This window comes from Listeria immobilis (genome assembly GCF_014322765.1).
Classification (GTDB): domain Bacteria; phylum Bacillota; class Bacilli; order Lactobacillales; family Listeriaceae; genus Listeria; species Listeria immobilis.
The window spans coordinates 13154-37719 of the sequence record NZ_JAASTZ010000004.1 but is presented as its reverse complement, the minus strand read 5'-3'; the positions used below and the strand labels follow the sequence as shown (position 1 = coordinate 37719).

27 protein-coding genes and 1 other annotated feature are annotated in these 24566 nt (G+C 35.8%); all 27 genes read left to right on the top strand.

Going from position 1 to position 24566, the window contains the following annotated elements:
- Positions 1 to 5: 5 nt before the first annotated feature.
- The 27 genes from HCJ50_RS03615 to HCJ50_RS03485 all read left to right on the top strand — a co-directional run bounded on the left by HCJ50_RS03615 (position 6) and on the right by HCJ50_RS03485 (position 24563).
- The gene (locus HCJ50_RS03615; protein ID WP_185347419.1) at positions 6 to 1292 is read left to right on the top strand and encodes a bifunctional folylpolyglutamate synthase/dihydrofolate synthase; all 1287 of its coding nucleotides are present in this window, start codon (positions 6 to 8) and stop codon (positions 1290 to 1292) included.
- Between the two features lie 216 nt (positions 1293 to 1508).
- Positions 1509 to 2219 carry a prepilin peptidase gene (locus HCJ50_RS03610; protein ID WP_185347420.1) on the top strand — a complete coding sequence of 237 codons (711 nt, stop codon included), beginning with the start codon at positions 1509 to 1511 and terminating at the stop codon, positions 2217 to 2219.
- Positions 2220 to 2231: 12 nt separating this feature from the next.
- The gene (gene radC, locus HCJ50_RS03605) at positions 2232 to 2906 is read left to right on the top strand and encodes a RadC family protein (RefSeq protein WP_185347422.1); all 675 of its coding nucleotides are present in this window, start codon (positions 2232 to 2234) and stop codon (positions 2904 to 2906) included.
- Between the two features lie 420 nt (positions 2907 to 3326).
- Positions 3327 to 4340: a rod shape-determining protein gene (locus HCJ50_RS03600; RefSeq protein WP_185347424.1), complete on the top strand. Its 1014-nt coding sequence runs from the start codon at positions 3327 to 3329 to the stop codon at positions 4338 to 4340.
- A gap of 85 nt (positions 4341 to 4425) precedes the next feature.
- The gene (gene mreC, locus HCJ50_RS03595) at positions 4426 to 5313 is read left to right on the top strand and encodes a rod shape-determining protein MreC (protein ID WP_185347426.1); all 888 of its coding nucleotides are present in this window, start codon (positions 4426 to 4428) and stop codon (positions 5311 to 5313) included.
- Between the two features lie 3 nt (positions 5314 to 5316).
- A complete protein-coding gene (mreD, locus tag HCJ50_RS03590; RefSeq protein ID WP_185347428.1) occupies positions 5317 to 5838 on the top strand; it encodes a rod shape-determining protein MreD in 522 nt (173 codons plus the stop codon).
- A 177-nt stretch (positions 5839 to 6015) separates the two neighbouring features.
- Positions 6016 to 6693, top strand: coding sequence for a septum site-determining protein MinC (gene minC, locus HCJ50_RS03585; RefSeq protein ID WP_185347430.1), 678 nt, complete (start codon positions 6016 to 6018; stop codon positions 6691 to 6693).
- A 2-nt stretch (positions 6694 to 6695) separates the two neighbouring features.
- Positions 6696 to 7496: a septum site-determining protein MinD gene (gene minD, locus HCJ50_RS03580; RefSeq protein WP_185347432.1), complete on the top strand. Its 801-nt coding sequence runs from the start codon at positions 6696 to 6698 to the stop codon at positions 7494 to 7496.
- A 53-nt stretch (positions 7497 to 7549) separates the two neighbouring features.
- Complete coding sequence (locus tag HCJ50_RS03575) at positions 7550 to 8908, top strand: ribonuclease E/G (RefSeq protein ID WP_185347434.1); 1359 nt, start codon at positions 7550 to 7552, stop codon at positions 8906 to 8908.
- A 65-nt stretch (positions 8909 to 8973) separates the two neighbouring features.
- Positions 8974 to 9052 (top strand) — a sequence feature (ribosomal protein L21 leader region).
- A 12-nt stretch (positions 9053 to 9064) separates the two neighbouring features.
- Positions 9065 to 9373, top strand: coding sequence for a 50S ribosomal protein L21 (rplU, locus tag HCJ50_RS03570; protein ID WP_185347436.1), 309 nt, complete (start codon positions 9065 to 9067; stop codon positions 9371 to 9373).
- 18 nt (positions 9374 to 9391) lie between these two features.
- Positions 9392 to 9709 (top strand): ribosomal-processing cysteine protease Prp, encoded by a 318-nt coding sequence (locus HCJ50_RS03565; protein ID WP_185347438.1) that lies wholly within the window; start codon positions 9392 to 9394, stop codon positions 9707 to 9709.
- A gap of 13 nt (positions 9710 to 9722) precedes the next feature.
- A complete protein-coding gene (rpmA, locus tag HCJ50_RS03560) occupies positions 9723 to 10013 on the top strand; it encodes a 50S ribosomal protein L27 (protein ID WP_003726866.1) in 291 nt (96 codons plus the stop codon).
- An 86-nt stretch (positions 10014 to 10099) separates the two neighbouring features.
- Positions 10100 to 10276 (top strand): hypothetical protein, encoded by a 177-nt coding sequence (locus HCJ50_RS03555; RefSeq protein ID WP_185347439.1) that lies wholly within the window; start codon positions 10100 to 10102, stop codon positions 10274 to 10276.
- Positions 10277 to 10377: 101 nt separating this feature from the next.
- Positions 10378 to 11196 carry an MIP/aquaporin family protein gene (locus HCJ50_RS03550; protein WP_185347442.1) on the top strand — a complete coding sequence of 273 codons (819 nt, stop codon included), beginning with the start codon at positions 10378 to 10380 and terminating at the stop codon, positions 11194 to 11196.
- Between the two features lie 72 nt (positions 11197 to 11268).
- A complete protein-coding gene (gene glpK / locus HCJ50_RS03545) occupies positions 11269 to 12762 on the top strand; it encodes a glycerol kinase GlpK (protein WP_185347444.1) in 1494 nt (497 codons plus the stop codon).
- 145 nt (positions 12763 to 12907) lie between these two features.
- Positions 12908 to 14197, top strand: coding sequence for a GTPase ObgE (obgE, locus tag HCJ50_RS03540; RefSeq protein WP_185347446.1), 1290 nt, complete (start codon positions 12908 to 12910; stop codon positions 14195 to 14197).
- Positions 14198 to 14264: 67 nt separating this feature from the next.
- Positions 14265 to 15113: a prephenate dehydratase gene (pheA, locus tag HCJ50_RS03535; RefSeq protein WP_185347448.1), complete on the top strand. Its 849-nt coding sequence runs from the start codon at positions 14265 to 14267 to the stop codon at positions 15111 to 15113.
- 109 nt (positions 15114 to 15222) lie between these two features.
- Positions 15223 to 15948: a YebC/PmpR family DNA-binding transcriptional regulator gene (locus HCJ50_RS03530; protein WP_185347450.1), complete on the top strand. Its 726-nt coding sequence runs from the start codon at positions 15223 to 15225 to the stop codon at positions 15946 to 15948.
- Between the two features lie 76 nt (positions 15949 to 16024).
- Entirely contained in the window at positions 16025 to 16960 is a 936-nt protein-coding gene (locus HCJ50_RS03525; protein ID WP_185347452.1) for an L-lactate dehydrogenase, read from the top strand.
- Between the two features lie 122 nt (positions 16961 to 17082).
- A complete protein-coding gene (ruvA, locus tag HCJ50_RS03520; RefSeq protein ID WP_185347454.1) occupies positions 17083 to 17688 on the top strand; it encodes a Holliday junction branch migration protein RuvA in 606 nt (201 codons plus the stop codon).
- Between the two features lie 15 nt (positions 17689 to 17703).
- Entirely contained in the window at positions 17704 to 18711 is a 1008-nt protein-coding gene (ruvB, locus tag HCJ50_RS03515; RefSeq protein ID WP_185347456.1) for a Holliday junction branch migration DNA helicase RuvB, read from the top strand.
- A 3-nt stretch (positions 18712 to 18714) separates the two neighbouring features.
- The gene (gene queA, locus HCJ50_RS03510; protein WP_185347458.1) at positions 18715 to 19743 is read left to right on the top strand and encodes a tRNA preQ1(34) S-adenosylmethionine ribosyltransferase-isomerase QueA; all 1029 of its coding nucleotides are present in this window, start codon (positions 18715 to 18717) and stop codon (positions 19741 to 19743) included.
- An 85-nt stretch (positions 19744 to 19828) separates the two neighbouring features.
- On the top strand, positions 19829 to 20968 hold the full coding sequence (gene tgt / locus HCJ50_RS03505; protein WP_185347460.1) for a tRNA guanosine(34) transglycosylase Tgt: 1140 nt from the start codon (positions 19829 to 19831) through the stop codon (positions 20966 to 20968).
- Positions 20969 to 21000: 32 nt separating this feature from the next.
- Positions 21001 to 21330 carry a preprotein translocase subunit YajC gene (yajC, locus tag HCJ50_RS03500; protein WP_185347462.1) on the top strand — a complete coding sequence of 110 codons (330 nt, stop codon included), beginning with the start codon at positions 21001 to 21003 and terminating at the stop codon, positions 21328 to 21330.
- Positions 21331 to 21472: 142 nt separating this feature from the next.
- A complete protein-coding gene (locus HCJ50_RS03495; protein WP_185347464.1) occupies positions 21473 to 21784 on the top strand; it encodes a post-transcriptional regulator in 312 nt (103 codons plus the stop codon).
- Positions 21785 to 21857: 73 nt separating this feature from the next.
- On the top strand, positions 21858 to 24122 hold the full coding sequence (secDF, locus tag HCJ50_RS03490) for a protein translocase subunit SecDF (protein ID WP_185347466.1): 2265 nt from the start codon (positions 21858 to 21860) through the stop codon (positions 24120 to 24122).
- Between the two features lie 96 nt (positions 24123 to 24218).
- Positions 24219 to 24563 carry a LapA family protein gene (locus HCJ50_RS03485; RefSeq protein ID WP_185347468.1) on the top strand — a complete coding sequence of 115 codons (345 nt, stop codon included), beginning with the start codon at positions 24219 to 24221 and terminating at the stop codon, positions 24561 to 24563.
- Positions 24564 to 24566: the final 3 nt, after the last annotated feature.

Genomic DNA, 24566 nt, shown 5'->3' with positions numbered 1-24566 from the left:
CTAAAATGATATTAAAGACGTATGAAGAAGCGTTAGAATGGATTCATGGTACGCTTCGTTTAGGCATTAAACCGGGTCTTTCACGAATGGATTATATAATGGAAAAATTAAACCATCCTGAAAAAGCCAACAAATGGATACATATAGCAGGTACAAATGGAAAAGGTTCAACACTGACTTTCATTAGAAATTGTTTAGAAGAAGCGGGATATAAAACAGGAACATTTACATCTCCTTATATAGAAGTTTTTAATGAAAGAATTAGTATAAATGGTGTTCCAATTAGTGATGACATGATGGTAGATTTAGCAAATAGAATTAAACCAATTGCTGAAGAATTAGAAAAAACAACTTATGGTCCACCTTCAGAATTTGAGATAATTACATCCATGATGTTTTTATGTTTTGCAGAGTATGAAAAGATTGATATTGGAATCATTGAAGTTGGCCTTGGTGGTAGATTAGACTCAACTAACATTCTAAATCCATTAGTTTCTGTAATTACAACTATTGGAATGGATCATATGGAATTTCTTGGTGATAGTATAGGTCAAATTGCTAGTGAAAAAGCAGGTATAATAAAACTAGGTATTCCAGTTGTATCTGGAGCTAGTCAGTTTGAAGCTCAAAAATCAATAGAAGAAATTGCTTTGAAAAATAAAGCTAGCGTAGCACAATTGAATAAAGATTTCTTTATGAAACAAAAAGAAGGAACAGCTGTATATAAAACATTGCATGGTGATAAAATGGAGAATCTTACTATAGGTCTTCAAGGACTTCATCAATTTGATAATGCTGCATTAGCAGTCAAAGTAATTCAATATTTAAATACATTTGCAGAGTTTTCTATTGATGAAAAAGCAGTGAAACGTGGTTTAAGAAATGCTTTTTGGCCAGGGAGGATGGAGCAAATTTCATTCGAACCATTCGTTATGCTTGATGGAGCACACAATCCAGAAGGTATGATGACACTTATTCGGTCCATAAAAAATTTTTCTGGGCATAAGAAAGTAATTGTTAGTATATTGGCAGACAAAAATTATCAAGAAATGATCCATTCTTTAAAAAACATACCTGATTGCGAGATATTGTTAACAACTTTTTCTTATCCTAGAGCAATGACAAAAGAACAAGTTACGCAGATTGGAAAAGAAGAGAATGTTTCTGTGAATAGCAACTGGCAACAGGAGTTAACATCAATAATTAATTCCAACACTGATACTAAATTTTTTATTACTGGGTCGCTTTATTTTATAGCGGAAGTACGAAAATATTTACTAAATAATCTATAAGATGTGCTTTAGAATAAAACGAGTATACTTTGGAAAAATAAAATGTGCAAATAGCTAAAAAAGTATTTTCATAGATTCAAAACCGGTGAAAACACCTATTTTCTTTAATTGAAAATGGGTGTTTTCTTTTTAAAAAATGCTTGAAAATATCATTTTCCATATGTGCAAAAATATTTCATTACTGTTACTCTTTTCTTATCAACTAGGAGGTGGCAGATGATTTATTTCTTGCTTATTGTTTATAGCGCTATTTTTATTTCTTTTATCCAAGTTGCAGCGGAATGTATACCAATTAATAGACCCTTTTTATTTCGCTTTTCTGAATGTAATAATTGCAAAAAAAACTTACCATTTCATCAAATAATACCAATTTATTCATTTTTGTTTTTGAAAGGGGTATCCAGTTGCTGTAAAACCGCTATTCCTATCAGCTATTTTTTGTTGGAAGTACTTACACCAATTTATATACTGGTTCTATATCATGAATTCTCCTTTTCTTATTATTTTTTTATTTGTGGAATTTGCTACTACTTTTTAGCCTTTTTCTTTATAACAGACATTTTGTACATGTATGTTCCTAACGCTATAATCATTTTGTTTAGTGTAATTATATTGTTTATATATTTTTTATTTCAGCAGCCACTATTTGTCTTAACTCGTTCTATTTTAATGAGTACTATTTTTTATTTACTATTCTTCTTCGTTTTTCGAAAAGGGATTGGATTAGGGGATATTAAATTATTTATTATTTTAAGTTCATTTTTAGGTTTTAAAATGGGTTACTATATATTCTTTTTGGCTATTTTAGCTGGAACAATTATTTTATTAATTGCAGTTGCTCTTAAGAAAATCAAGAAAAATAGACAAGTTCCGTTCGTTCCATTTATATTTATATCTTTTATCATAGTTAGTATATTGATGAAATAAGGAGGGGATTTAATGTTAACCAGCGAACTTTTGGAAAACGAGAGACCACGAGAAAAGTTGCAAAATTATGGAATAGAGGCGTTATCTACTTCAGAATTAGTCGCTATTATCATTGAAACAGGTACGAAAACGGAGTCGGTGTTAACAATAGCTAATCGGATTTTAATGAAATTCAAACATGTAGCTGAAATGCAATATGCTTCGTTGGAAGAATTTCAACTAATCAATGGAATTGGGATTGCGAAAGCTTCTAAAATTATGGCCGCAGTGGAATTAGGCAAGCGGATTAGCCTTGTAACCGAGCGTGAAGAAATTATAATAAGATGTCCAGATGATGCCGCAAAATTAGTTATGCCTGAGTTAGCTTTTCTTTTCCAAGAACATTTTCACTGTATGTTTCTAAATACTAAAAATCAGGTGCTGTTTAGACAAACAATTTTCGTTGGTGGACTGAATGCTTCTATTGTTCACCCTAGAGAAGTGTTTAGATTGGCACTAAGAAAATCTGCTGCATCTATTATGTGTTTTCATAACCATCCTTCAGGTGATCCAACTCCATCAAGTGAAGATTTACTTGTAACTAAAAGATTGGTAGAAGCTGGTAATATTATCGGAATCACACTACTAGACCATATTATTATTGGGAAAAATAAATATATAAGTTTAAAGGAGAAAGGCTATTTCTAAAAAATACAACTAGTCACAAAATATTCACAGATATTTTTTTAGTCTATGATTAAGTTATTAGTTAGAAGTTATTGGAATAGCTTATTTGTCGAAAAGCTGTCATATATAATATTTATGTCTTTTAAGTTATAGCGAGTAAGTTTATGTTCAATATATCTTTGTATAGGAAAATATTGTTTCATTTCACACGTTATAGCAATAAAATACAGAACTATTACATGATTTTTAAAGAAAAGTTAAAAATTTTTCCTTCTAATGAAAAATTAATGTCTGATAGTCTTAGTTATGTTATAATAAGATGGTTGTTTATGTGTTAGATAGAAACATTGACACAAAGGGATAAGGTAACATTAATTTAATGGATGAATAAGGAAACTTAATGTATCCTGTAGAATATTACGAAGGAAAAGGAGAATACAGATGTTTGGATTTGGTAATAAAGATATTGGAATTGACTTAGGAACTGCGAACACACTTGTCTATATGAAGGGAAAGGGTATCGTCCTTCGTGAGCCTTCTGTTGTTGCTATGAAAAAAGATACACAAGAAATTGTTGCAGTTGGTAGTGATGCAAAGAATATGATTGGGAGAACTCCAGGGAATATTGTTGCAATTCGACCTATGAAAGATGGAGTTATTGCTGATTATGATACAACGGCGGCAATGATGAAGTACTACATACAAAAAGCTGGTAAAAGCGTTAATGCTAGTAAACCACGTGTTATGATATGTGTACCATCTGGAATTACTGGTGTTGAAAAGCGTGCAGTAATTGATGCCACTCGTCAAGCAGGAGCTAAAGATGCATTTACAATTGAAGAGCCTTTTGCCGCAGCTATTGGTGCTGGTCTTCCAGTAGGAGAGCCAACAGGAAGTATGGTCGTTGATATCGGTGGTGGAACTACAGAAGTTGCAGTAATTTCATTAGGTGGAATTGTAACTAGTCGCTCTGTACGAACTGCTGGAGACGATTTAGATGAAGTTATTATTAACTATATTCGTAAAAAATATAATCTTTTAATTGGTGATCGTACTGCGGAAGCTATTAAAATGGAAATCGGTTCTGCTAGTCCAAAAGGGTTAGATTTATCGCCATTTAGCATTCGTGGTCGTGATTTAGTAACAGGATTACCAAAAACAATTGAAGTTACTCCGGAAGAAATCAGTGAAGCTTTAGCAGATACTGTTGCAGCAATTATTGATGCTGTTAAAGGGACACTTGAAAATACACCACCTGAGCTTTCTGCAGATATTATGGATAAAGGGATTGTCCTTACTGGTGGTGGTGCATTGTTACGTAACTTAGATACTGTTATTTCTGAAGAAACAAAAATGCCTGTTATTATTGCAGAAGAACCACTGGATTGTGTTGCAATTGGTACTGGTAAAGCTTTGGAAAATATGGATATGTATAAACGAAAAAAAATGAACTAAATGAACACACTCATTTAAGTCATATAACAAGATGAATTAGTTTCCAAAAAATGAAAAAAGAGTACTAACGAGATGAGGTGTCGTTATGCCACAATTTTTTCTGAATAAACGTTTGATTATCTTGTTAATATCTATTATTGTTCTTGTTGCGCTAGTTGGTTTTTCTTTACGTGATCGTGAGAATGCTTCGTGGCCGGAACAATTTGTGAAAGATGTTGTTGGATTTGGTGAAAATATGGTAGCTAAGCCTACTTCATTTGTCTCAGGTGTATTTGGTGGAGTTGCAGACTTGAAAAATACTTACACTGAAAATCAACATCTGAAAGAACGTTTAGAAGAATTGGCACAACTTGAAAGTGAAGTTGCAGACTTAAAAGAAGAGAATAAAGACTTAAAAGAAAATCTTGATATTACTGAAAGCATTCGTGACTATGATCCAGTTAGCGCTTCGGTTATTTCTAGAAACCCAACCAATTGGAATGATCAAGTAGAAATTGATAAAGGTTCTAGTGATGGAGTGAAACCAGATATGGCAGTAATAACACCAAAAGGACTTATTGGTAAAGTTACGACTACTGGTGCTAAATCAGCTACCGTTGAGTTATTAACTTCATCAGATGTGAAAAATCGTGTTTCTGCTAAAGTACAGGGGTCGGAAAACGCTTATGGAATTATCAATGGTTATGATAGTGATTCTAAGTTGCTTGAATTAAAACAATTACCATATGATATGAAATTTAAAAAAGGACAGAAGGTAGTTACTTCTGGACTTGGTGGGAAATTCCCAGCTGGTATTTTTATTGGCACAATCGACAAAGTGGAAACCGATAAAATGGGATTATCGCAAACGGCTTACATTAATCCAGGTGCCGATATTTATGATTTAAATCATGTTACTGTTTTGAAACGCTCAGCAGAGACAGGGACTTCAGTGGACGACTCAACTAGCTCCGACACGACTGGAGGAGAGTAATATATGAATTTAAAGAAATATATTGCTCTCCCTGCAATTCTGGTTGGCGCCTTTATACTAGAGGGCGTCTTAAGTCTTCAATTTGCTAACAGCCTTTTTACAGATAAACATCTTTTTATCCCGCATTTCTTACTTGTTATGTTAACGATAATGACTTGCTTTTATAAACGTAATACTACTTTAGTATATGCATTTATTTTGGGGATATTATTTGATATATATTACACTGGCATTATGGGGATTTATTTTGCTATTTTTCCTTTTACCGTGTATATCACGGATAAATTTATGAAAGTATTGCAAAATAATGTTTTCCTCGTTGGTTTAATAGCTATTTTTAATGTTATTCTTACCGAAAGTCTGGTTTATGCGTTTTATTATTTAATTGGTTCAACAACAATGAGTATTCCGATTTTTATTGATCAGCGTTTATGGACAACGATTTTATTTAATTTGGCTTTCTTTTTAATCGTTTTTTATCCATTCCGTCTTTTCTTAAGTCGACTGGTTAAATCGGAGCAATGATTTACTATATTAGCAGTTTGAATCCGCTATTACTTGAAAAAGTATCACTGTGAAAGCTCTTTTCATGGTTTGCGATTCAAGCTGTTTTTTTCAGAAAAAGTCTTTTTTTATTATCATTTAATTTGAGTTAGTGTATACTAAAGACTAGAGTATAAATGTTGCGGGGTGAAGTAGTATATGAAGAAGAACGTACAAATTAAAGGCACAAAAGATGGCATTAGTATTTTCCTTAGTGATAAAGCGAGTTTTCTTGAGTTGCAACAAGAATTATCGCAATTACTAGCTGATAAAAAGCAAAACCCATACTCTGGTGAAAAGTTAGAGGTACAAGTACAAATTGGTAACCGTCTGTTCACAGAGGATGAAGAAATGGAAATATCAACTATCATTCATAATAATAGTCAAATGAAAATTAGTGCATTTTATAGTAATGTAATGTCTAAGGATGATGCCAAAAAATGGAAAGAGCGCGACCAAATCTTCTCGATGGCAACTATTATTCGCTCTGGTCAAGTTATTCAAGTACCTGGTGATTTCCTGCTAATTGGTGATATTAATCCTGGTGGACAAGTTCGTTCAAATGGTAATGTTTTTGTTTTGGGTAATATTAAAGGAATTATTCATGCTGGCTTTGAAGGAGATAAAAATGCGATTGTAGCTGGAAAATTTCTTTATCCATCACAAGTTAGAATTGCTGATAAAGTATATGGATTTGATAATGAAGAATATAAAGAAGTTCAAGATACAGATTTATTTTCAGCATTTGTAGATAATTCTGGAGAAATTGTCATTGATGAGATACATAAGATAAGAAAAATTAGACCTGAAATTTCTAATTTTCAAGGAGGGCGTTAAACATGGGAGAAGCTATAGTCATTACTTCTGGGAAAGGTGGAGTAGGAAAAACGACTTCAACTGCTAACTTAGGAACGGCACTTGCTCTTCAAGGGAAGAAAGTGTGTTTGATTGATATGGATATCGGCCTGCGCAATTTAGATGTTGTTTTAGGTCTTGAAAATCGAATTATATATGATTTAGTAGATGTAGTTGAAGGGCGTTGTAAAATTCATCAAGCAATGATAAAAGATAAGCGGTTTGATGATTTATTATTCTTACTTCCTGCAGCACAAACTACAGATAAAAATGCGGTTTCGGCAGAACAGATGGTAGATTTAATTAACCAGTTACGTCCAGAATATGATTTTATTCTAATTGATTGCCCAGCAGGAATTGAAACTGGGTATAAAAATGCGGTTGCTGGAGCTGATAAAGCTATTGTTGTTACGACCCCAGAAATTTCTGCTGTACGTGATGCAGATAGAATTATTGGCTTGCTGGAAAAAGAGGATATTGAACCACCAAAACTCATTATTAATCGTATTCGTACACAAATGATGATGAATGGGGATGTCATGGATATTGATGAAATTACCACTCATTTATCTATTGAATTGTTAGGCATTATAATTGATGATGATGAGGTTATTCGTTCATCTAATAGTGGTGATCCAGTTGCTATGTTACCTAATAATCGAGCTTCACAAGGTTACCGAAATATTGCTCGTCGTATTCTTGGTGAATCTATTCCATTAATGTCCATTGAAGCGAAAAAACCTGGATTTTTTGCTCGTTTAAAGCAATTATTTGGCGGTAAATAAAAATTAAACCCTTTATCTTTTGAGATGAAGGGTTTTTATAAAAAGGTGATTGGATGAAAAAAGTAGTAGTCAGTGCAGCCTATGCAGAAAAGCGTGTTGCGGTTCTTGAAAACGAAAAATTGATAGATATGGAAATTGTTAGACCTTCTGAAAAGATTCAAGTGGGTGATATTTTTTATGGTTTTATTCAAAAAATTGACCGAAAAATAAATGCAGCCTTTGTTGATTTAGGAAATAAAAATAAAGGTTTTATCCACTTAAAAGATATTCCAGAAATTTATGAAAAAACGCAAGGTGCCAAATTACCAGTTCAAATTATTCGCGAAGGCAGTGCAACTAAGCTACCACTTTTAACAGCTGAGCTAACTTTTCCAGGAGATTTACTAGTTTATTTATATGGAAAAGAATATGTTTCAATTTCCAAAAGGATTGTAGATAAAGAGGTTTTGAAAGAAACAATGGAATCACTGTTAGAAGAAAATGAAGCGGTCATTATTCGCTCAAACGCTGAAAAAGCTACTAAACAACAGTTAGTGAACGCTTTAAATGAAGCGAGGGAACAATATAATCAACTGCTTCAAAATAGTAAAAAACGAAAAAAACCCGGTATGCTTTTATCTGCGGCGTATGGGATTTTTGCGAGTGCCAAACAATTTATTCAACGCTATCAACCGGAAGAAATTACTACAGATGATTTTGCTTTTTCAAAAGTGCTTGAGTCGAACTGGCCAGGCCAAGTGAACCTAACGAAAAGTACTGATTTATTTGCTGACCTAGGTATCAAAAAACAAATCGATCGTCTAAGCCGCCCGGTTGTTCATCTTTCCAATGGCTCCTCTTTATTTATTGAAAAAACAGAAGCAATGTGGGTTATTGATGTGAATTCTGGTCGCTATAAAGGGACTACTGAAAAAGAAAAGACAGTGGAGCTTATTAACCAAAAAGCTGTTCCAGAAATATTTAGGCAGATTCGTCTTCGTAATATGAGTGGAATGATTCTAGTAGACTTTATCGGTGGCATGTCAGGAATGGGCTATACAGAGCTATATGAAGTAATAGAACAACAATCACGAGAAGAGTATACTACAACTCAAATGGCAGCACTTTCGCAGTCAGGACTTCTTCAGCTTACGAGACGAAAGAAACAACAGTCCTTTTTAGAGGCGACAACAGTTCCTTGCCCAGTTTGTTATGGAACAGGACATGTCGCTTCCAAAGAAACCCTTGCCTATCAATTAGAACGGGAACTCACAGGAATTATGCAAAGCGACCCGGAAACTGTACAAGTCATTACAACGGAAAATGTGTTAGATACTTTCCTTGATTTAAATACTTTGAATGAGGCGCCAGTTAACTGGGAAATAGCAGATGAGCGGATACCATTTTATCAAATTCTAAGAGTAGAGAAGTAAAATGAATATTTAATTGACAGTAGTGACTTCTTTATGCTATCATTTTACTGTTATGTTTGTAGCGCACCAAGCTACAACCGCACAGAGCTGGGTTAAGTATTTACCATGTGTAAATCCCCTGTGATGGCGAGTCTTAGTATATGAGGAGGTGCAAGTATGTACGCAATTATTGAAACAGGTGGGAAACAAATCAAAGTAGAAGCAGGCCAAGAAATCTATGTTGAGAAATTAGCAGGTGAAGTTGGTGAAGTTGTTACTTTTGATAAAGTTCTATTCGTAGGCGGAGATTCCGCTAAAGTTGGCGTTCCATTCGTGGAAGGAGCAACTGTAACAGCTAAAGTTGAAAAACAAGGCCGTGCGAAGAAATTGACAGTTTATAAATATAAACCGAAAAAGAACTACCACAAAAAACAAGGTCATCGTCAACCTTACACAAAATTAACTATTGATGCTATCAATGCTTAATTTGAAAGGACGAAACAAATGATTCAAGTCGATGTTTTGCGAGAAAAAAACCAAATAATTTCTTTTACAATGAGTGGACATGCCGATTTTGCCGAACATGGTAGTGATTTGGTTTGTGCAGGAGCTTCGTCAATTGCTTTTGGAATGGTGAATGCTATTTCGGAAGTACGGGACTTTGAACCTGTGTTAGAAGAGTCAGAGGGTTACCTTTACTATTCTGTACCTGCTGATTATGTGAGCGATGAAGTGGTCCAAATCTTGCTTACAGGGATGGAAAATCAACTAAGGTCATTAGCGTACAGCTATCCTGATCATATAAAAATTAACTCCAAATAGGAGGTGGAATTTCATGTTAAAATTTGATATTCAACATTTTGCGCACAAAAAGGGTGGCGGTTCGACTTCTAACGGACGTGACTCTGAATCAAAACGATTAGGTGCAAAACGTGCGGACGGACAATTTGTTACTGGTGGATCTATCCTTTACCGTCAACGTGGTACTAAAATCTATCCAGGAACTAACGTAGGACGTGGAGGCGATGATACTTTATTCGCTAAAACTGACGGCGTTGTACGTTTTGAACGTATGGGACGCGACAAGAAAAAAGTGAGCGTTTATCCTGAAGTACAAGAAGCATAATATGAATTAAAAACCGTCACTTTGTGGCGGTTTTTTTGTAGGCTTTTCTTTGTGAAATTTTTTCTAATAATTGGGTTATAAATCTGTTGAATTGGGGTAAATGTAAAGAGGCAGATAAAGATACATACATTGTGAAAAATGGGACAAGTCGTTTGATTGACAGCGTTTTCTTGATATGGTTAAATAGACTCAAGTTAATTAACATGTCAGGAGAAGAGATGACAATCGAAACGATGCAAGGCACTAGTTTGCCTAAGTTTTGATTGTCATTTTTTGTTGAAGTTAATTGATAATCGGAATGTAAGGGGACTAGTAAAAGGAAATTCCGGTGCTACAAATAAGCAAGAAGAAGGAGTTGGAAAAGATGATTGACACAAGTTTGGCAACACAATTTTTAGGGGAATTAATTGGTACAGCAATCCTAATTATCTTAGGTGCAGGTGTTGTAGCAGGCGTATCGCTGAGAAAATCCAAAGCAGAGAACGCTGGCTGGGTCGTAGTTACTTTTGCTTGGGGGCTTGGTGTTACAATGGGTGTTTATGTTTCAGGATATATGAGTATGGGTCATCTTAACCCAGCTGTTACAGTTGGGATGGCGTTAGCAGGTGAATTCCCTTGGGATTATGTCTTGCCTTACATTATTGCTCAGTTTATTGGGGCATTTATTGGTGCAACACTGGTTTGGTTACATTACTATCCTCACTGGAAACAAACAGAAGACAAACCTACTAAACTAGGAGTATTTGCAACAGCACCAGCAATTCGCCATTTTACTTCTAATTTTTTTGGTGAAGCATTAGGTACTTTTGTATTAGTTTTTGGTTTACTTTCCCTTGGAGCAAATACTTTCTCAGATGGTTTAAATCCACTTGTTGTTGGTGCTTTAATTATTGCCATTGGTATGTCTTTAGGTGGAACAACAGGTTATGCCATCAATCCTGCACGTGACCTTGGACCAAGAATTGCGCATTTCGTTTGGCCGATTTCAGGTAAAGGTGGATCTGATTGGGAATACTCATGGGTTCCAGTTCTAGGACCAATCATGGGAGGCGCGTTAGGTGCTTTAGGTTATAATGCAATTGTTAATGGTGAATATGGCATGTGGCTTTGGGTGTTCGCTGTATTATTTATTTTAATCCTTATTCTAACCGCACAACTCGACAAGAAAAAAGATTTAGCATAAGCTAGCATTTTACTAGCTAAAAACGAGAGTCTCATGGCTTTCGTGTACTTAAAACTAGAGGAGGAATTTTACATGGAAAAGAAATATATTTTAGCACTTGATCAAGGGACAACAAGTTCAAGAGCGATGATTATTGATGAAGAAGGAGAAGTAATTGGCGTTGCACAAGAAGAATTTGATCAGATTTTTCCTAAACCAGGTTGGGTAGAACATAGTGCCAATGAAATTTGGGCCTCCATTTTAGCTGTAATTGCTGGTGTTTTATTAAAAACAAATATTTCATCCAAAGAAATTGCAGGTATTGGTATTACAAACCAACGTGAAACAACTGTTATTTGGGACAAAGAAAGCGGAAATCCAATTTATAATGCCATTGTTTGGCAATCTCGTCAAACAGAGGATATTTGTAAACAACTTCGTAAAGATGGTTATGAAGATACCATTCGTTCTAAAACAGGGCTTTTAATTGATCCATATTTTGCTGGGACAAAAGCTCGATGGATTTTAGATAAAGTGGACGGGGCACAAGAACGCGCAGAAAAAGGTGAATTACTTTTTGGAACGATTGATACTTGGTTAGTTTGGAAATTAACTGGTGGTCGTGCTCATATTACGGACTATTCCAATGCTTCTCGTACACTACTTTATAATATTTACGATTTAGAATGGGATGATGAACTTCTAGAAATGCTTAATATTCCGAAAGCAATGTTACCAGAAGTTCGCCCATCTTCAGAAGTGTATGCGAATACGGTTCCTTATCACTTCTTTGGTGAGGAAGTTCCGGTAGCTGGTATTGCTGGTGACCAACAAGCTGCATTATTTGGTCAAGGTTGTTTTGAAAAAGGGATGGCTAAAAATACTTATGGAACTGGTTGTTTCTTATTAATGAATACAGGAGAAAAAGCAGTACGTTCCGAAAACGGTTTACTTACAACACTTGCTTGGGGAATTGACGGCAAAGTAGAATATGCATTAGAAGGTAGTATTTTTGTTGCCGGTTCTGCAATTCAGTGGTTACGTGATGGCTTACGAATGGTTCGACAATCAAGTGACTCTGAAAACTATGCTAGTCGTATTGAGTCTACAGATGGTGTTTATGTTGTGCCAGCATTTGTTGGCCTTGGTGCGCCGTACTGGGATTCAGATGTTCGTGGTGCAGTATTTGGTTTAACTCGTGGTACCGAAAAAGAACAATTTATTCGTGCGACATTAGAATCACTTGCATATCAAACAAGAGATGTACTTTATGCCATGGAACAAGATTCTGGTATAAAATTAAAAACATTACGTGTAGACGGTGGAGCATCTGCTAATAATTTCTTAATGCAATTCCAATCTGATATTCTAGGTGTTCCAGTGGAGCGTCCAGAAAATAAAGAAACAACAGTACTAGGAGCTGCTTTCTTAGCAGGACTTGCAGTAGGTGTTTGGAAAGATAAAAACGAAATCAAAAAACATTGGAAACTGGATAATCGTTTTGAAGTAGAAATGAAGGAAGAAGAACGAGAAGGTTTATATGAAGGCTGGCATAAAGCAGTTAAAGCAGCGCAAGCCTTTAAATAATACGTTGAAAGTGTGCCAAATGAGACTGTTCATTAGGCACACTTTTTTTATGCTTCAAAAAATAAAAATAAATATAGTGACAGATGTATAGTTTATTCGTTATAATGAAAGATAAGACTTTTAAGGAACGGGAGAATATAAAATTATGTTTGTAGATCAGGTAAAGATTTATGTGAAAGCTGGTAATGGTGGGGACGGTATGGTGGCATTCCGTCGCGAGAAATTTGTACCAAACGGTGGTCCTGCTGGAGGCGACGGTGGTAAAGGTGCAGATGTTGTATTTGTTGTAGATGAAGGTTTACGAACATTAGTAGATTTTCGCTTTAAACGAATTTTTAAAGCAGAACATGGTGAACATGGCATGAGTAAAAGTATGCATGGACGCGGGGCACAAGATTTAGTCGTGAAAGTACCACAAGGAACGATTGTAAAAGATATAGATACAGGAGAAATTATTGCTGATTTAGTTGCGCATGGTCAGCGTGCAGTTATTGCCAAAGCTGGTCGTGGCGGACGCGGAAACAAACGATTTGCAACACCAGCAAACCCAGCTCCTGAACTCTCCGAAAATGGTGAACCAGGGCAAGAAAGAAATGTTCAATTAGAACTTAAAGTATTAGCAGATGTTGGTTTAGTAGGATTCCCAAGTGTTGGTAAATCGACTTTACTATCAGTAGTATCCGCAGCAAGACCCAAAATTGCGGCATATCACTTTACTACGATTGTTCCTAATCTAGGTATGGTAGATGCTGGTGATGGGCGTAGTTTTGTTATGGCCGATTTACCAGGACTTATTGAAGGAGCAAGTCAAGGTGTTGGCTTAGGTCATCAATTCCTACGCCATATTGAAAGAACACGTGTTATTGTGCATGTAATCGATATGTCTGGTTCAGAAGGACGAGTACCATTTGAAGACTATGTGGCAATAAATAATGAACTAGAACAGTATAATTTACGTTTAATGGAGCGTCCACAAATCATTGTAGCAAACAAAATGGATATGCCGGATGCAGAAGAAAATTTAAAAGAATTTAAAACTAAAATAGCGGAAGATATTCCAGTATTCCCAATTTCAGCTGTAACGAAAACAGGGCTTCGCGAATTACTGCTTGCTATTGCAGATAAATTAGAAACAACATCAGAATTTCCTCTTAACGAAATTTTGGAACAAGAAGATGAAGATACGGTTCTTTATAAGTATGTTGCGGAAGAACCTGATTTTGAAATTACAAGAGAACCTGATGGTACATTTGTCTTAAGTGGAACGAAAATTGAACGCTTATTCACAATGACCAACTTTGAAAGAGATGCTTCTATTAGTCGTTTTGCGCGTCAACTTCGTGCGATGGGCGTAGATGAATCACTTAGAAAACGTGGTGCCAAAGACGGCGATATTGTTCGCCTGCTTGACTATGAATTTGAATTTATGGATTAAACAAAGTGCTGCGCCATTCATTTGGTGCACGCTTTTTTCCTAGCTACACTAAAAAGGAGAGTTGAAAATGAAAATTGCTTATTTAGGTCCTGCTGCTTCTTTTACACATGCAGCAGCAGCAAAAGCTTTTCCAAAAGAGGAAATGATTGCAAAAAGTACAATTCCTGATTGTATTATGTCGATTGAAAAAGAAGAAGTAGATGTGGCAGTTGTTCCAATTGAAAATACAATTGAGGGAAGTGTCAATATTACACTAGATTACTTATTTCATTTTTCAAGTGTTCCTGTAGTAGCAGAAATTGTTTTACCAATTGCGCAACATTTAATGGTACACCCTGCGCATGCGGGAGCTTGGAAGTCAGTTCAAAAAGTGATGTCGCATCCGCAAGCCTTAGCACAATGCCATACTTTTTTACAAGCTGAATTGTATGGGGTAGAGCGAGAAGTAACGCCTTCTACTGCCTATGCTGCAAAGTGGGTCAGTAACAATCCTAGCGAGCTTGTTGCAGCCATTGCTCCACGTATGGCAGCCACTGAATATGGACTTGAAATTGTTAAGGAGGACGCACAAGACTTAGAATTAAATCAAACCAGATTTTTTGTTTTAAGTCGAAAAGCAGTCAACTTGTTGTTACCAAAAGAAGAAGAAAAAACATCTATTTCAGTTATCTTACCTAATAATTTACCAGGAGCACTACATAAAGTATTATCCACTTTTGCTTGGCGGAATATTGATTTAAGCAAAATTGAATCAAGACCTCTTAAAACCTCACTTGGCGAATACTTTTTCTTAATTGATGTGCTTTCTGATGAAAAGGAAGTACTAGTTATGAATGCTTTGGAGGAAATTACTCTTTTAGGTGGAACAGCAAACAAATTAGGAACGTATCATGTTCACCGATTACAAACAACCTAAATCAACTGTTATCACACTTGTTGTGGTAACTTTTTTTGTTGCGAATAGTTATCTTTTACGTTAGAATTTTAATAGAAAAACTTTATCTTTACTAAAAGGAGTGAAACAGATGTCAGGTCATTCAAAATGGAATAATATTCAAGGTCGTAAAAATGCGCAAGATTCTAAGCGTTCCAAAGTATTTCAAAAGTTAGCAAGAGAAATTTTTGTTGCAGCAAAAAAAGGGCCCGACCCGAATCTGAATCCGTCACTACGGTTAGTCATGGATAAAGCAAAGGCTGTCAATATGCCTAATGATAATATTAAACGTGCGATTGATAAAGCTGCGGGCAATACAAATGGAGAAAATTATGATGAAGTAACATACGAAGGTTATGCACCAGGCGGAATTGCCGTTTTAGTTCATACACTTACAGATAATAAAAATCGAACAAGTACAAACGTTCGTGTGGCTTTTAATAAGAACGGAGGTAGTTTGGGAGAGACTGGAAGCGTTAGTTATATGTTCGATCGTAAAGGATACTTAGTGATTTTACGAGAGGGATTAACTGTAGATGAAGAAGAATTTATGCTTGAGGCGATTGAAGCTGGTGCAGATGATGTAGAAGTTAATGATGATGTTTTTGAAATTTTTACTGATCCTGGAGCATTTTCAGAAGTCAAAGATGCCTTACAACTGGCTGGATATACTTTTGCAACAGCAGAACTATCTATGTTTCCAACCGTATATAATGAAATTGCGGAAACGAACAAAACACAATTTGATAAAATGATGGAAGCATTAGAAGATGATGATGATGTACAAGAAGTTTATACCAACGCTGAAATAAATTAAGCGCTAAACAAACACACCCCTTTCCGAAAAAATCCGAATAGGGGTGTTTTAAATGAATAAGTAGGAGGAACAAAAAATGAAATCACGTAAAGTTATGATAATTGGTGCGGGGAATGTAGGAACTGCAGCAGCACATGCTTTTGTTAATCAAAAATTTATAGAAGAGTTAATTCTAGTTGACTTAAATAAAGATCGAGCTGAAGGAAATAGGAAAGATTTGGCGGATGCAGCAGCGTTTATGCCTGGGAAAATGGATATTTCTGTACGTGAAGCAAGTGATTGTGCGGATGTTGATATTGCTGTAATTACCGTAACAGCTGGTCCGCTTAAAGAAGGGCAAACTAGATTGGATGAGCTAAAGAGTACTTCTAGAATCGTTAGTAGTATCATTCCTGAAATGATGAAAGGCGGATTTAAAGGGATTTTCTTAGTTGCAACGAATCCTTGCGATATTATTACATATCAAGTGTGGAAACTTTCAGGGTTACCAAGAGAACGAGTGCTTGGGACTGGGGTTTGGCTTGATACGACCAGATTACGACGTTTATTAGCAGAGAAATTAGACATTGCTGCTCAAAGTATTGATGCGTTTATTCTTGGAGAACACGGAGATTCTCAGTTCCCAGTATGGTCACATTCATCGATTTATGGAAAACCAGTGAATGAGTATAGCATGGAAAAACTAGAATATGCACTTGATTTAAAACAAATAGGTGAAGCTGCTCGTGATACTGGCTTTGAGATTTATCATCAAAAAGGTTGTACAGAATACGGAATTGCTGGAACAATTGTGGAGATTTGTCGTCATATATTTAGTGGTAGCCAGCGTGCGCTCACAGTATCTTGTATTTTAGATGGAGAATATGGGCAGAGTAATTTAGCAATCGGCGTACCAGCAGTTTTAAATCAAAATGGTGTGAAGGAAATAATATCCTTAAAACTAAATAAGGAAGAACAAAAAGCATGGAATCATTCTATCGAGGTTATTAAAGAAAGTATTCAATCCTTATAAGACGACAATAATAATATTATGTAAACAAAAACCAATTTCTTTTATTAACAAAAACTAGTACAGATGTTCCATTTTATGCTATCATATAATGTATGACGTGAAACGAAAAGGGGACGAAAAAATTGTACGATTACATAAAAGGAATTATCACCACAATTACACCAGAATATATCGTTGTCGAAACTGGGCAAATTGGCTATCAAATTATTACAGGAAATCCGTTTTCCTTTCAACGCCTTGAAGGAACAGAGGCACAGGTATTTTTATATCAGCATGTTCGTGAAGATAATATTTCGCTTTTTGGTTTTCAATCAACAGAAGAACGTTACTTATTTAAAAAATTACTAAGTGTTTCTGGTATTGGACCTAAAAGTGCGCTTGCTATTATTGCTTCTGGGGACGTGGTACCTTTAATTACTGCGATAGAGTCAGAAGATGATGTTTATCTAACGAAATTCCCAAGTGTTGGCAAAAAAACAGCACGCCAAATTATCCTCGATTTAAAAGGTAAATTAGCGGATGTTGTAACAAATGAGATTGTTTATAATGCACCAGAAAATGATATGGTTGCAGGACTAACACCATCGTTAGAAGAAGCTGTTTTAGCTTTAGAGGCACTTGGTTACAGTTCAAGAGAATTAAAAAAAGTAATACCAAAATTAGCTAAAGAAGAAAACTTAACGAGTGACGCATATATTAAGTTAGCACTCAGATTAATGACAAAATAGAGAGGAGCTTGTGGCATGGATGAACGAATTATTTCAAGTGAAACGGTAGATTCAGAAGAAGTATCTTTTGAAACTAGTTTGCGGCCACAAACCCTTTCACAATATATCGGACAAGACAAAGTGAAAAATAATTTAACTGTCTTTATTGAAGCGGCTACACTCCGAAATGAAGCATTAGATCATGTTCTCTTATATGGACCACCAGGACTTGGTAAAACGACTTTAGCAATGGTGATTGCTTCTGAAATGGGCAGCCAAATTAAAACAACAAGTGGACCAGCGATTGAGCGACCAGGTGATCTCGCAACCATTCTAACAAGTTTAGAGCCAGGTGATGTTTTATTTATTGATGAAATTCATCGTTTATCACGAGCAATTGAAGAAGTGTTATATCCGGCAATGGAAGATTATTGTCTTGATATAGTCATTGGAACTGGTCCGACAGCGCGATCAGTACGACTTGATTTGCCTCCGTTTACACTAATTGGTGCAACTACTCGTGCTGGTTTGTTATCAGCGCCACTTCGAGATAGATTTGGTGTGATTGACCATTTAGAGTTTTATACAGAAGAACAATTAACCGAAATAGTCTTAAGAACAGCGAATATTTTAGATACAAAAATAGACGATTTAGGCGCTCGAGAAATTGCCAGACGTTCAAGAGGAACCCCGCGGATCGCCAACCGGTTATTAAAGCGTGTTCGAGATTTTGCGCAAGTTAGAGGAAATGGAACCGTTACAGAAAAATTAGCAAAAGAAGCACTTACTTTACTTCAAGTGGATCCACGAGGACTAGATACAATTGACCAAAAATTACTTCATACAATCATTCAGTCATTTCGAGGTGGGCCTGTTGGACTTGATACAATTGCAGCAAGTATTGGTGAAGAACGTGAAACCATTGAAGATATGCAAGAACCCTATTTACTCCAAATTGGCTTTTTACAAAGAACGCCAAGAGGACGTATTGCGACGGAAATTGCCTATAAACATTTAGGAATAAGTTATGAAAAAGAGGTATAAAGCATGAGAGTAGAAGATTTTGATTTTGATTTACCAGAGGAATTAATTGCACAAACCCCATTACTTGATCGAACAGCTAGCCGACTAATGGTGTTAGATAAAGTATCCGGTGAAATAGAAGATCAGCATTTCACAGATATATTAAGCTATTTGAATGAAGGAGATGCACTAGTACTAAATGATACTCGTGTCCTTCCAGCAAGACTTCATGGTATAAAAGAGGAGACAGGTGCGCATATCGAAGTGCTACTACTTAAACAAAAAGCAGGAAATACTTGGGAAACTTTAGTAAAACCAGCGAAAAGAATTCGTCAAGGCGCGACAATTACTTTTGGAAATGGCGCATTAACAGCCACATGTCTAGAAGAATTAGAACATGGCGGACGAATTTTAGAGTTCTCTTATGAAGGGATATTTTATGAAGTTTTAGAACAGCTTGGAGAAATGCCACTACCGCCATACATTAAAGAACAACTGGCGGATCAAGATCGTTATCAAACCGTTTATGCAAAAGAAAATGGCTCTGCTGCGGCACCTACAGCAGGACTTCATTTTACAGAAGATTTACTGGATAAAATTAAAGCAAAAGGCGTTGAAATTATTTTTGTAACACTCCATGTTGGGCTAGGGACTTTCCGACCGGTGGATGTGGAAGATACGGAAAATCATAAAATGCATTCCGAATTTTATCGCTTAACAGAAGAAGCGGCAGAGCGAATTAATACGATAAAAGAAAATGGTGGGGAAGTAGTGGCAGTTGGAACTACTTCAATAAGAACTATAGAAACTATTGCAAGCCGTCATAACGGAAAGTTAGTAGCTGAATCTGGGTGGACAGAGATTTTTATCTCCCCAGGTTATACTTTTAAGGCAGTAGATGCTTTAATTACTAATTTTCACTTACCAAAGTCTACATTAATTATGCTTGTATCAGCTTTATCAGATCGGAATAAAATTTTAACAGCCTATAACCATGCTGTAGAGCAACAATATCGCTTCTTTAGTTTTGGCGATGCGATGTTTATTCATTAAATTGCGAAAAAATAATATAAAAGCTTGTTTTCGTACGCATTTTTCGTTATGCTAGTGAATAGAGTAAATAAGAAAGAGGTAACACATGTCTGCCATTCGTTATGAACTAATAAAAACAGATAAACAAACAGGTGCTCGTCTCGGTAAAATCCATACACCGCACGGCACATTTGATACTCCTATGTTTATGCCAGTTGGAACACTTGCAACGGTAAAAACAATGTCGCCTGAAGAGTTAAAAGCGATGGGCGCAGGAATTATTTTAAGCAACACCTATCACTTATGGTTACGTCCTGGTGAAGAGCTAATTAGGGAAGCAGGCGGACTACATAAATTTATGAACTGGGATCAACCAATCTTAACCGATTCAGGTGGTTTTCAGGTGTTTAGTTTGAGTAAAATGCGTGATATCAAAGAAGAGGGCGTTCATTTCCGTAATCACTTAAATGGAGACAAACTTTTCTTATCACCAGAAAAAGCAATTCAAATTCAAAATGCACTTGGGTCAGACATTATGATGAGCTTTGATGAATGCCCACCATATCCAGCTTCACATGAATATATGAAAAAATCAGTAGAGCGAACATCTCGCTGGGCTGAACGTGGCTTAAAAGCACATGCAAGACCAGAAGACCAAGGTTTGTTTGGTATCGTCCAAGGTGGAGCTTATGAAGATTTAAGAGCTCAAAGTGCCAAAGACTTGGTTTCGCTAGACTTTCCTGGATATTCAATCGGCGGTTTATCGGTCGGTGAGCCAAAAGATGTTATGAATCGTGTTTTGGAACATACTACACCGCTATTGCCAGCTAATAAACCACGTTATTTAATGGGCGTAGGTTCACCTGACTCATTAATTGATGGTGTGATTCGTGGGATTGACATGTTTGATTGTGTTCTACCTACTCGTATAGCACGTAATGGTACTTGTATGACATCCAATGGGCGCTTGGTAATTAAAAATGCTAAGTTTACACATGATTTCCGTCCAATTGATGAAAATTGTGATTGTTATACTTGTAAGAATTACTCCCGTGCATACATTCGACATTTGATTCGTTGTGAAGAAACTTTTGGAATTAGACTTACAACTTATCATAATCTTCATTTTCTGTTAAACTTAATGAAGCAAGTTCGTTCCGCTATTATGGAAGATCGTCTTGCTGATTTTAGGGAAGAATTTTTTGAGCAATACGGATTTAATCGTCCTGATGCAAAAAATTTCTAATATATATAAAGTATCGAAAGGAGTTGGAAAATATGGGCGGTATTGTAACATTTATACCAATTATTTTGATGATTGTTCTGTTTTATTTCCTATTAATCAGACCTCAACAAAAACGTCAAAAAGAAGTACAAAATATGCAAAGTAGTTTAGCGAAAGGTGATAAAATTATCACTATTGGTGGACTTCATGGTGTTGTAGAAGCAATTGAAGATGGCACAGTTATTTTAAAATGCGGAAATTGCAAATTAACATTTGACCGTAATGCAGTAAGAACTGTACTTGAAAAAGGCAGCGCGGTTTCTACTCCAGCTGTTGCAGAAACAACTTCTGATGACACTGAAGTTACTGAAGACAACAAATAATAAGCAAACTAAAAATGCCATTTCCCTTTAAACGGTGAAATGGCATTTTTTAATCATCATATTTTAGAGCTTATACTTCCCATTTAGCTGATTTTTAGATAAAATGGGAATATGCTTATTGTTTAAGAAAGGGGATGACTTGATGACGGATTCATTTTCAGCTTGGTATGAGGATTTAGAACCAGCGATTTTAATCAAAGTGGAGGATTTTCACATATTAGGCTACCGAGAAATCAAGGCCAGCCACATTTGGGCATTTTTAACAGAAGAAAAATGGAAAAATAGACCTGCCCCAGCTTTGCATGAAAGAATAAATGATGTTATGCAAATGAAAATTGGACAATTAATGCAATTTATTACGAAGACAGCTGAACAACAATCAAATAGCCATATTTCAACTGTAGAAAGCGAGCTTCAACCGAATATGGAAGATGAACAGTCTGCTGACAAATGAGTTCATAAAAGCGTAACAATTTGTTAATAGACTGGATTTGTTATGGTTTAGATGAGGGAGGAACGAAACAAAAATGGTAAAAAAGAGTAAGATAATTATATTCTTTCTAGTAGTTGCAATTATCTTTGGTGCTGTATTTGGCACCGCAAAAATGGTTATGCAAAACATAAACCTTGGTCTAGATCTTCAAGGTGGTTTTGAAGTTCTTTATGAAGTTTCACCTGCTGATGGAGAAGGAACTGTATCTAAGCAAACGCTAACAGATACTGTAACAGCACTCGATAAACGGGTTAACTCATTAGGAGTGGCGGAACCAAGTATTCAAATCGAGGGAGATAACCGTATTCGAGTTCAACTTGCAGGGGTAACTGACCAGGCAGAAGCAAGAAAAATGTTATCCACCACCGCCCAGTTATCATTTAGAGATGCAAATGACAAAATGATGATGAATGGTAGTGACCTTGTTGCAGGAGGAGCAAAACAAGCATTTGATTCAAATAACAATGCAATCGTTACCTTAAAACTAAAAAGTGCAGATAAATTTGCTGATGTAACCAAAACCATTTTAGCAGAAGCGCCTGATAATCAATTAGTTATTTGGCTAGATTGGAAAGAAGGACAAAAATATAAAGTCGAACGTGAAAAGGAAAATCCAGCATACTTATCGGCACCAAATGTAAGTAGTGTTCTTGATACAGATAAAGTGGAGATTTCTGGTAATTTTACAACAGAAGAAGCGAAAGATTTAGCAGATCTTCTTAATGCTGGGGCACTTCCTGTTCAAATGAAAGAAGTGTATTCTACTTCTGTTGGCGCACAATTCGGACAAGATGCATTACAAGAAACTATTTTAGCTGGTATTATTGGTGTTATTGCAATCTTTATTTTCATGATGGCTGTATATCGTTTACCAGGTGTGATTGCTTCAGTGACACTTATTGCATACACTTATTTAGTTCTACTAATACTAAGTTTACTTCATGCCACACTAACTCTTCCGGGGATTGCAGGATTGATTCTGGGGATAGGTATGGCTGTTGACGCGAACGTAATCACTTACGAGCGGATAAAAGAGGAAATCAAAGTCGGAAGGTCGACAAAAGCTGCCTTTGAAGTTGGTGGAAAAGAAGCGTTCCGTGCAATTTTGGATGGGAACTTAACAACATTAATTGTAGCCGGAGTACTATTCTATTTTGGTACAAGCTCGATTAAAGGTTTTGCAACAGTGCTGATTATTAGTATTTTAGTGAGTTTCTTGACTGCGGTATGGGGATCAAGATTCCTTCTTGGACTACTAGTGAAAAGTAACTGGCTTAATAATAAACCTGCTTTCTTTGCAGTTAGACGTAAAGATATTCATAATTTACATGAAGGCATTAACAGCTTTAACTTAAAAACACATTTTGATCGTTTTGATTTTGTTAAACATCACCGATTATTCTTATCTATTTTCGCTGGAATAGTCATTATTGGGATCGTTATACTCTCTGTGTTCCGACTGAATTTGGGTATTGATTTTGCCAGTGGGACTCGAGCAGAAGTCACTGCTGACCATACTTTAACAGAAACACAAATTAAAAAAGACCTAGATAATATTGGCATGCCATCTGATGATATTGTTTTTCAAGGCTCTGGTTCAAAAACAGCCGTTGTTTCTTATAAAGGAACGTTATCACAAGATGAAGTAGCTAAATTTAAAAATTATTTTGAGGACAAATATAAGCATGAACCAAGTATTAGCACCGTGTCGCCAACTGTCGGAAAAGAACTTGCAAAAAATGGTTTCTTAGCGCTTGGAATTGCTTCGATATTAATCGTTATTTACATTGCAATCCGCTTTGAGTTTTATATGGGAATTGCTGCGATTTTATCCTTACTATTTGATGCATTTATTATCTTTATCTTCTTCAGTATAACAAGGCTGGAGGTGGATTTAACCTTTATCGCTGCGGTTCTAACAGTTATCGGTTATTCGATAAATGATACAATAGTCACCGCTGACCGAGTACGGGATATTAGTATGAAAATGCAGCGTTTCAAAACGAAAGAAGAAATTGCTAATGCTGTTAATAAGGCATTACGTCAAACCTTCACTCGTTCGATTAATACTATTCTAACAGTTGTTTTCACAGTTCTTGCGCTAGTATTATTCGGTAGTGAATCCATACTAAACTTCTCGATTGCTTTACTTGTTGGACTTGTATCTAGTGTATTCTCCTCGATATTTATGGCGATGCAACTTTGGTACGTATTTAAAGCAAGACAACTACGCAAAAAAGGTCCAATTAGTACAGTTAAAAAGAAAAAACAACGTAATAATGGACAACCTGTAATTTAAAAAAGATGGCCGAATTTCAAAGAAGGGAATTCGGCTGTTTTTATTAGGATGGAAACGGGTAAATACTAAGATAATCATGGCGAGGAGGAGAAAAAGATGAAAGAAAACAAAATTCAATGGCAAGTGATTGTCGGAATTATTTTAGCACTTATTATTGCGATATTCGCTGTTATTAATGTAGATCCAGTAGAAGTTAATTTCTTATTTCTTCAAGCAGATTGGCCACTTATTTTAATTATTTTAGGCTCAGTGCTTTGTGGTTGTTTGATTATTTTCTTCTTAAATATTACTAAATCACGCAGTATGAAGAAAAAATTAAAACAATTAACGACAGAAAAAACAGAATTAGAGCGCCAACTAGCAGCTGCAAAGGCAATGAAAACTCATTCGTCCCAAGTAGAAAAACGCGAACCGGATAAAAATGCAAATACGACTAAATAAATA

Excerpts from the sequence above, each read along its gene's own strand:
- ruvB (WP_185347456.1), top strand. The coding sequence starts at position 17,704 with ATGGATGAACGAATTATTTCAAGTGAAACGGTAGATTCAGAAGAAGTA.
- pheA (WP_185347448.1), top strand. The coding sequence starts at position 14,265 with ATGAAAATTGCTTATTTAGGTCCTGCTGCTTCTTTTACACATGCAGCA.
- HCJ50_RS03485 (WP_185347468.1), top strand. The coding sequence starts at position 24,219 with ATGAAAGAAAACAAAATTCAATGGCAAGTGATTGTCGGAATTATTTTA.
- obgE (WP_185347446.1), top strand. The coding sequence starts at position 12,908 with ATGTTTGTAGATCAGGTAAAGATTTATGTGAAAGCTGGTAATGGTGGG.
- mreD (WP_185347428.1), top strand. The coding sequence starts at position 5,317 with ATGAATTTAAAGAAATATATTGCTCTCCCTGCAATTCTGGTTGGCGCC.
- mreC (WP_185347426.1), top strand. The coding sequence starts at position 4,426 with ATGCCACAATTTTTTCTGAATAAACGTTTGATTATCTTGTTAATATCT.
- tgt (WP_185347460.1), top strand. The coding sequence starts at position 19,829 with ATGTCTGCCATTCGTTATGAACTAATAAAAACAGATAAACAAACAGGT.
- radC (WP_185347422.1), top strand. The coding sequence starts at position 2,232 with ATGTTAACCAGCGAACTTTTGGAAAACGAGAGACCACGAGAAAAGTTG.
- yajC (WP_185347462.1), top strand. The coding sequence starts at position 21,001 with ATGGGCGGTATTGTAACATTTATACCAATTATTTTGATGATTGTTCTG.
- rplU (WP_185347436.1), top strand. The coding sequence starts at position 9,065 with ATGTACGCAATTATTGAAACAGGTGGGAAACAAATCAAAGTAGAAGCA.
- HCJ50_RS03525 (WP_185347452.1), top strand. The coding sequence starts at position 16,025 with ATGAAATCACGTAAAGTTATGATAATTGGTGCGGGGAATGTAGGAACT.
- rpmA (WP_003726866.1), top strand. The coding sequence starts at position 9,723 with ATGTTAAAATTTGATATTCAACATTTTGCGCACAAAAAGGGTGGCGGT.
- HCJ50_RS03615 (WP_185347419.1), top strand. The coding sequence starts at position 6 with ATGATATTAAAGACGTATGAAGAAGCGTTAGAATGGATTCATGGTACG.
- minC (WP_185347430.1), top strand. The coding sequence starts at position 6,016 with ATGAAGAAGAACGTACAAATTAAAGGCACAAAAGATGGCATTAGTATT.
- HCJ50_RS03530 (WP_185347450.1), top strand. The coding sequence starts at position 15,223 with ATGTCAGGTCATTCAAAATGGAATAATATTCAAGGTCGTAAAAATGCG.
- HCJ50_RS03600 (WP_185347424.1), top strand. The coding sequence starts at position 3,327 with ATGTTTGGATTTGGTAATAAAGATATTGGAATTGACTTAGGAACTGCG.
- HCJ50_RS03565 (WP_185347438.1), top strand. The coding sequence starts at position 9,392 with ATGATTCAAGTCGATGTTTTGCGAGAAAAAAACCAAATAATTTCTTTT.
- HCJ50_RS03610 (WP_185347420.1), top strand. The coding sequence starts at position 1,509 with ATGATTTATTTCTTGCTTATTGTTTATAGCGCTATTTTTATTTCTTTT.
- minD (WP_185347432.1), top strand. The coding sequence starts at position 6,696 with ATGGGAGAAGCTATAGTCATTACTTCTGGGAAAGGTGGAGTAGGAAAA.
- secDF (WP_185347466.1), top strand. The coding sequence starts at position 21,858 with ATGGTAAAAAAGAGTAAGATAATTATATTCTTTCTAGTAGTTGCAATT.
- glpK (WP_185347444.1), top strand. The coding sequence starts at position 11,269 with ATGGAAAAGAAATATATTTTAGCACTTGATCAAGGGACAACAAGTTCA.
- HCJ50_RS03495 (WP_185347464.1), top strand. The coding sequence starts at position 21,473 with ATGACGGATTCATTTTCAGCTTGGTATGAGGATTTAGAACCAGCGATT.
- HCJ50_RS03575 (WP_185347434.1), top strand. The coding sequence starts at position 7,550 with ATGAAAAAAGTAGTAGTCAGTGCAGCCTATGCAGAAAAGCGTGTTGCG.
- HCJ50_RS03550 (WP_185347442.1), top strand. The coding sequence starts at position 10,378 with ATGATTGACACAAGTTTGGCAACACAATTTTTAGGGGAATTAATTGGT.
- queA (WP_185347458.1), top strand. The coding sequence starts at position 18,715 with ATGAGAGTAGAAGATTTTGATTTTGATTTACCAGAGGAATTAATTGCA.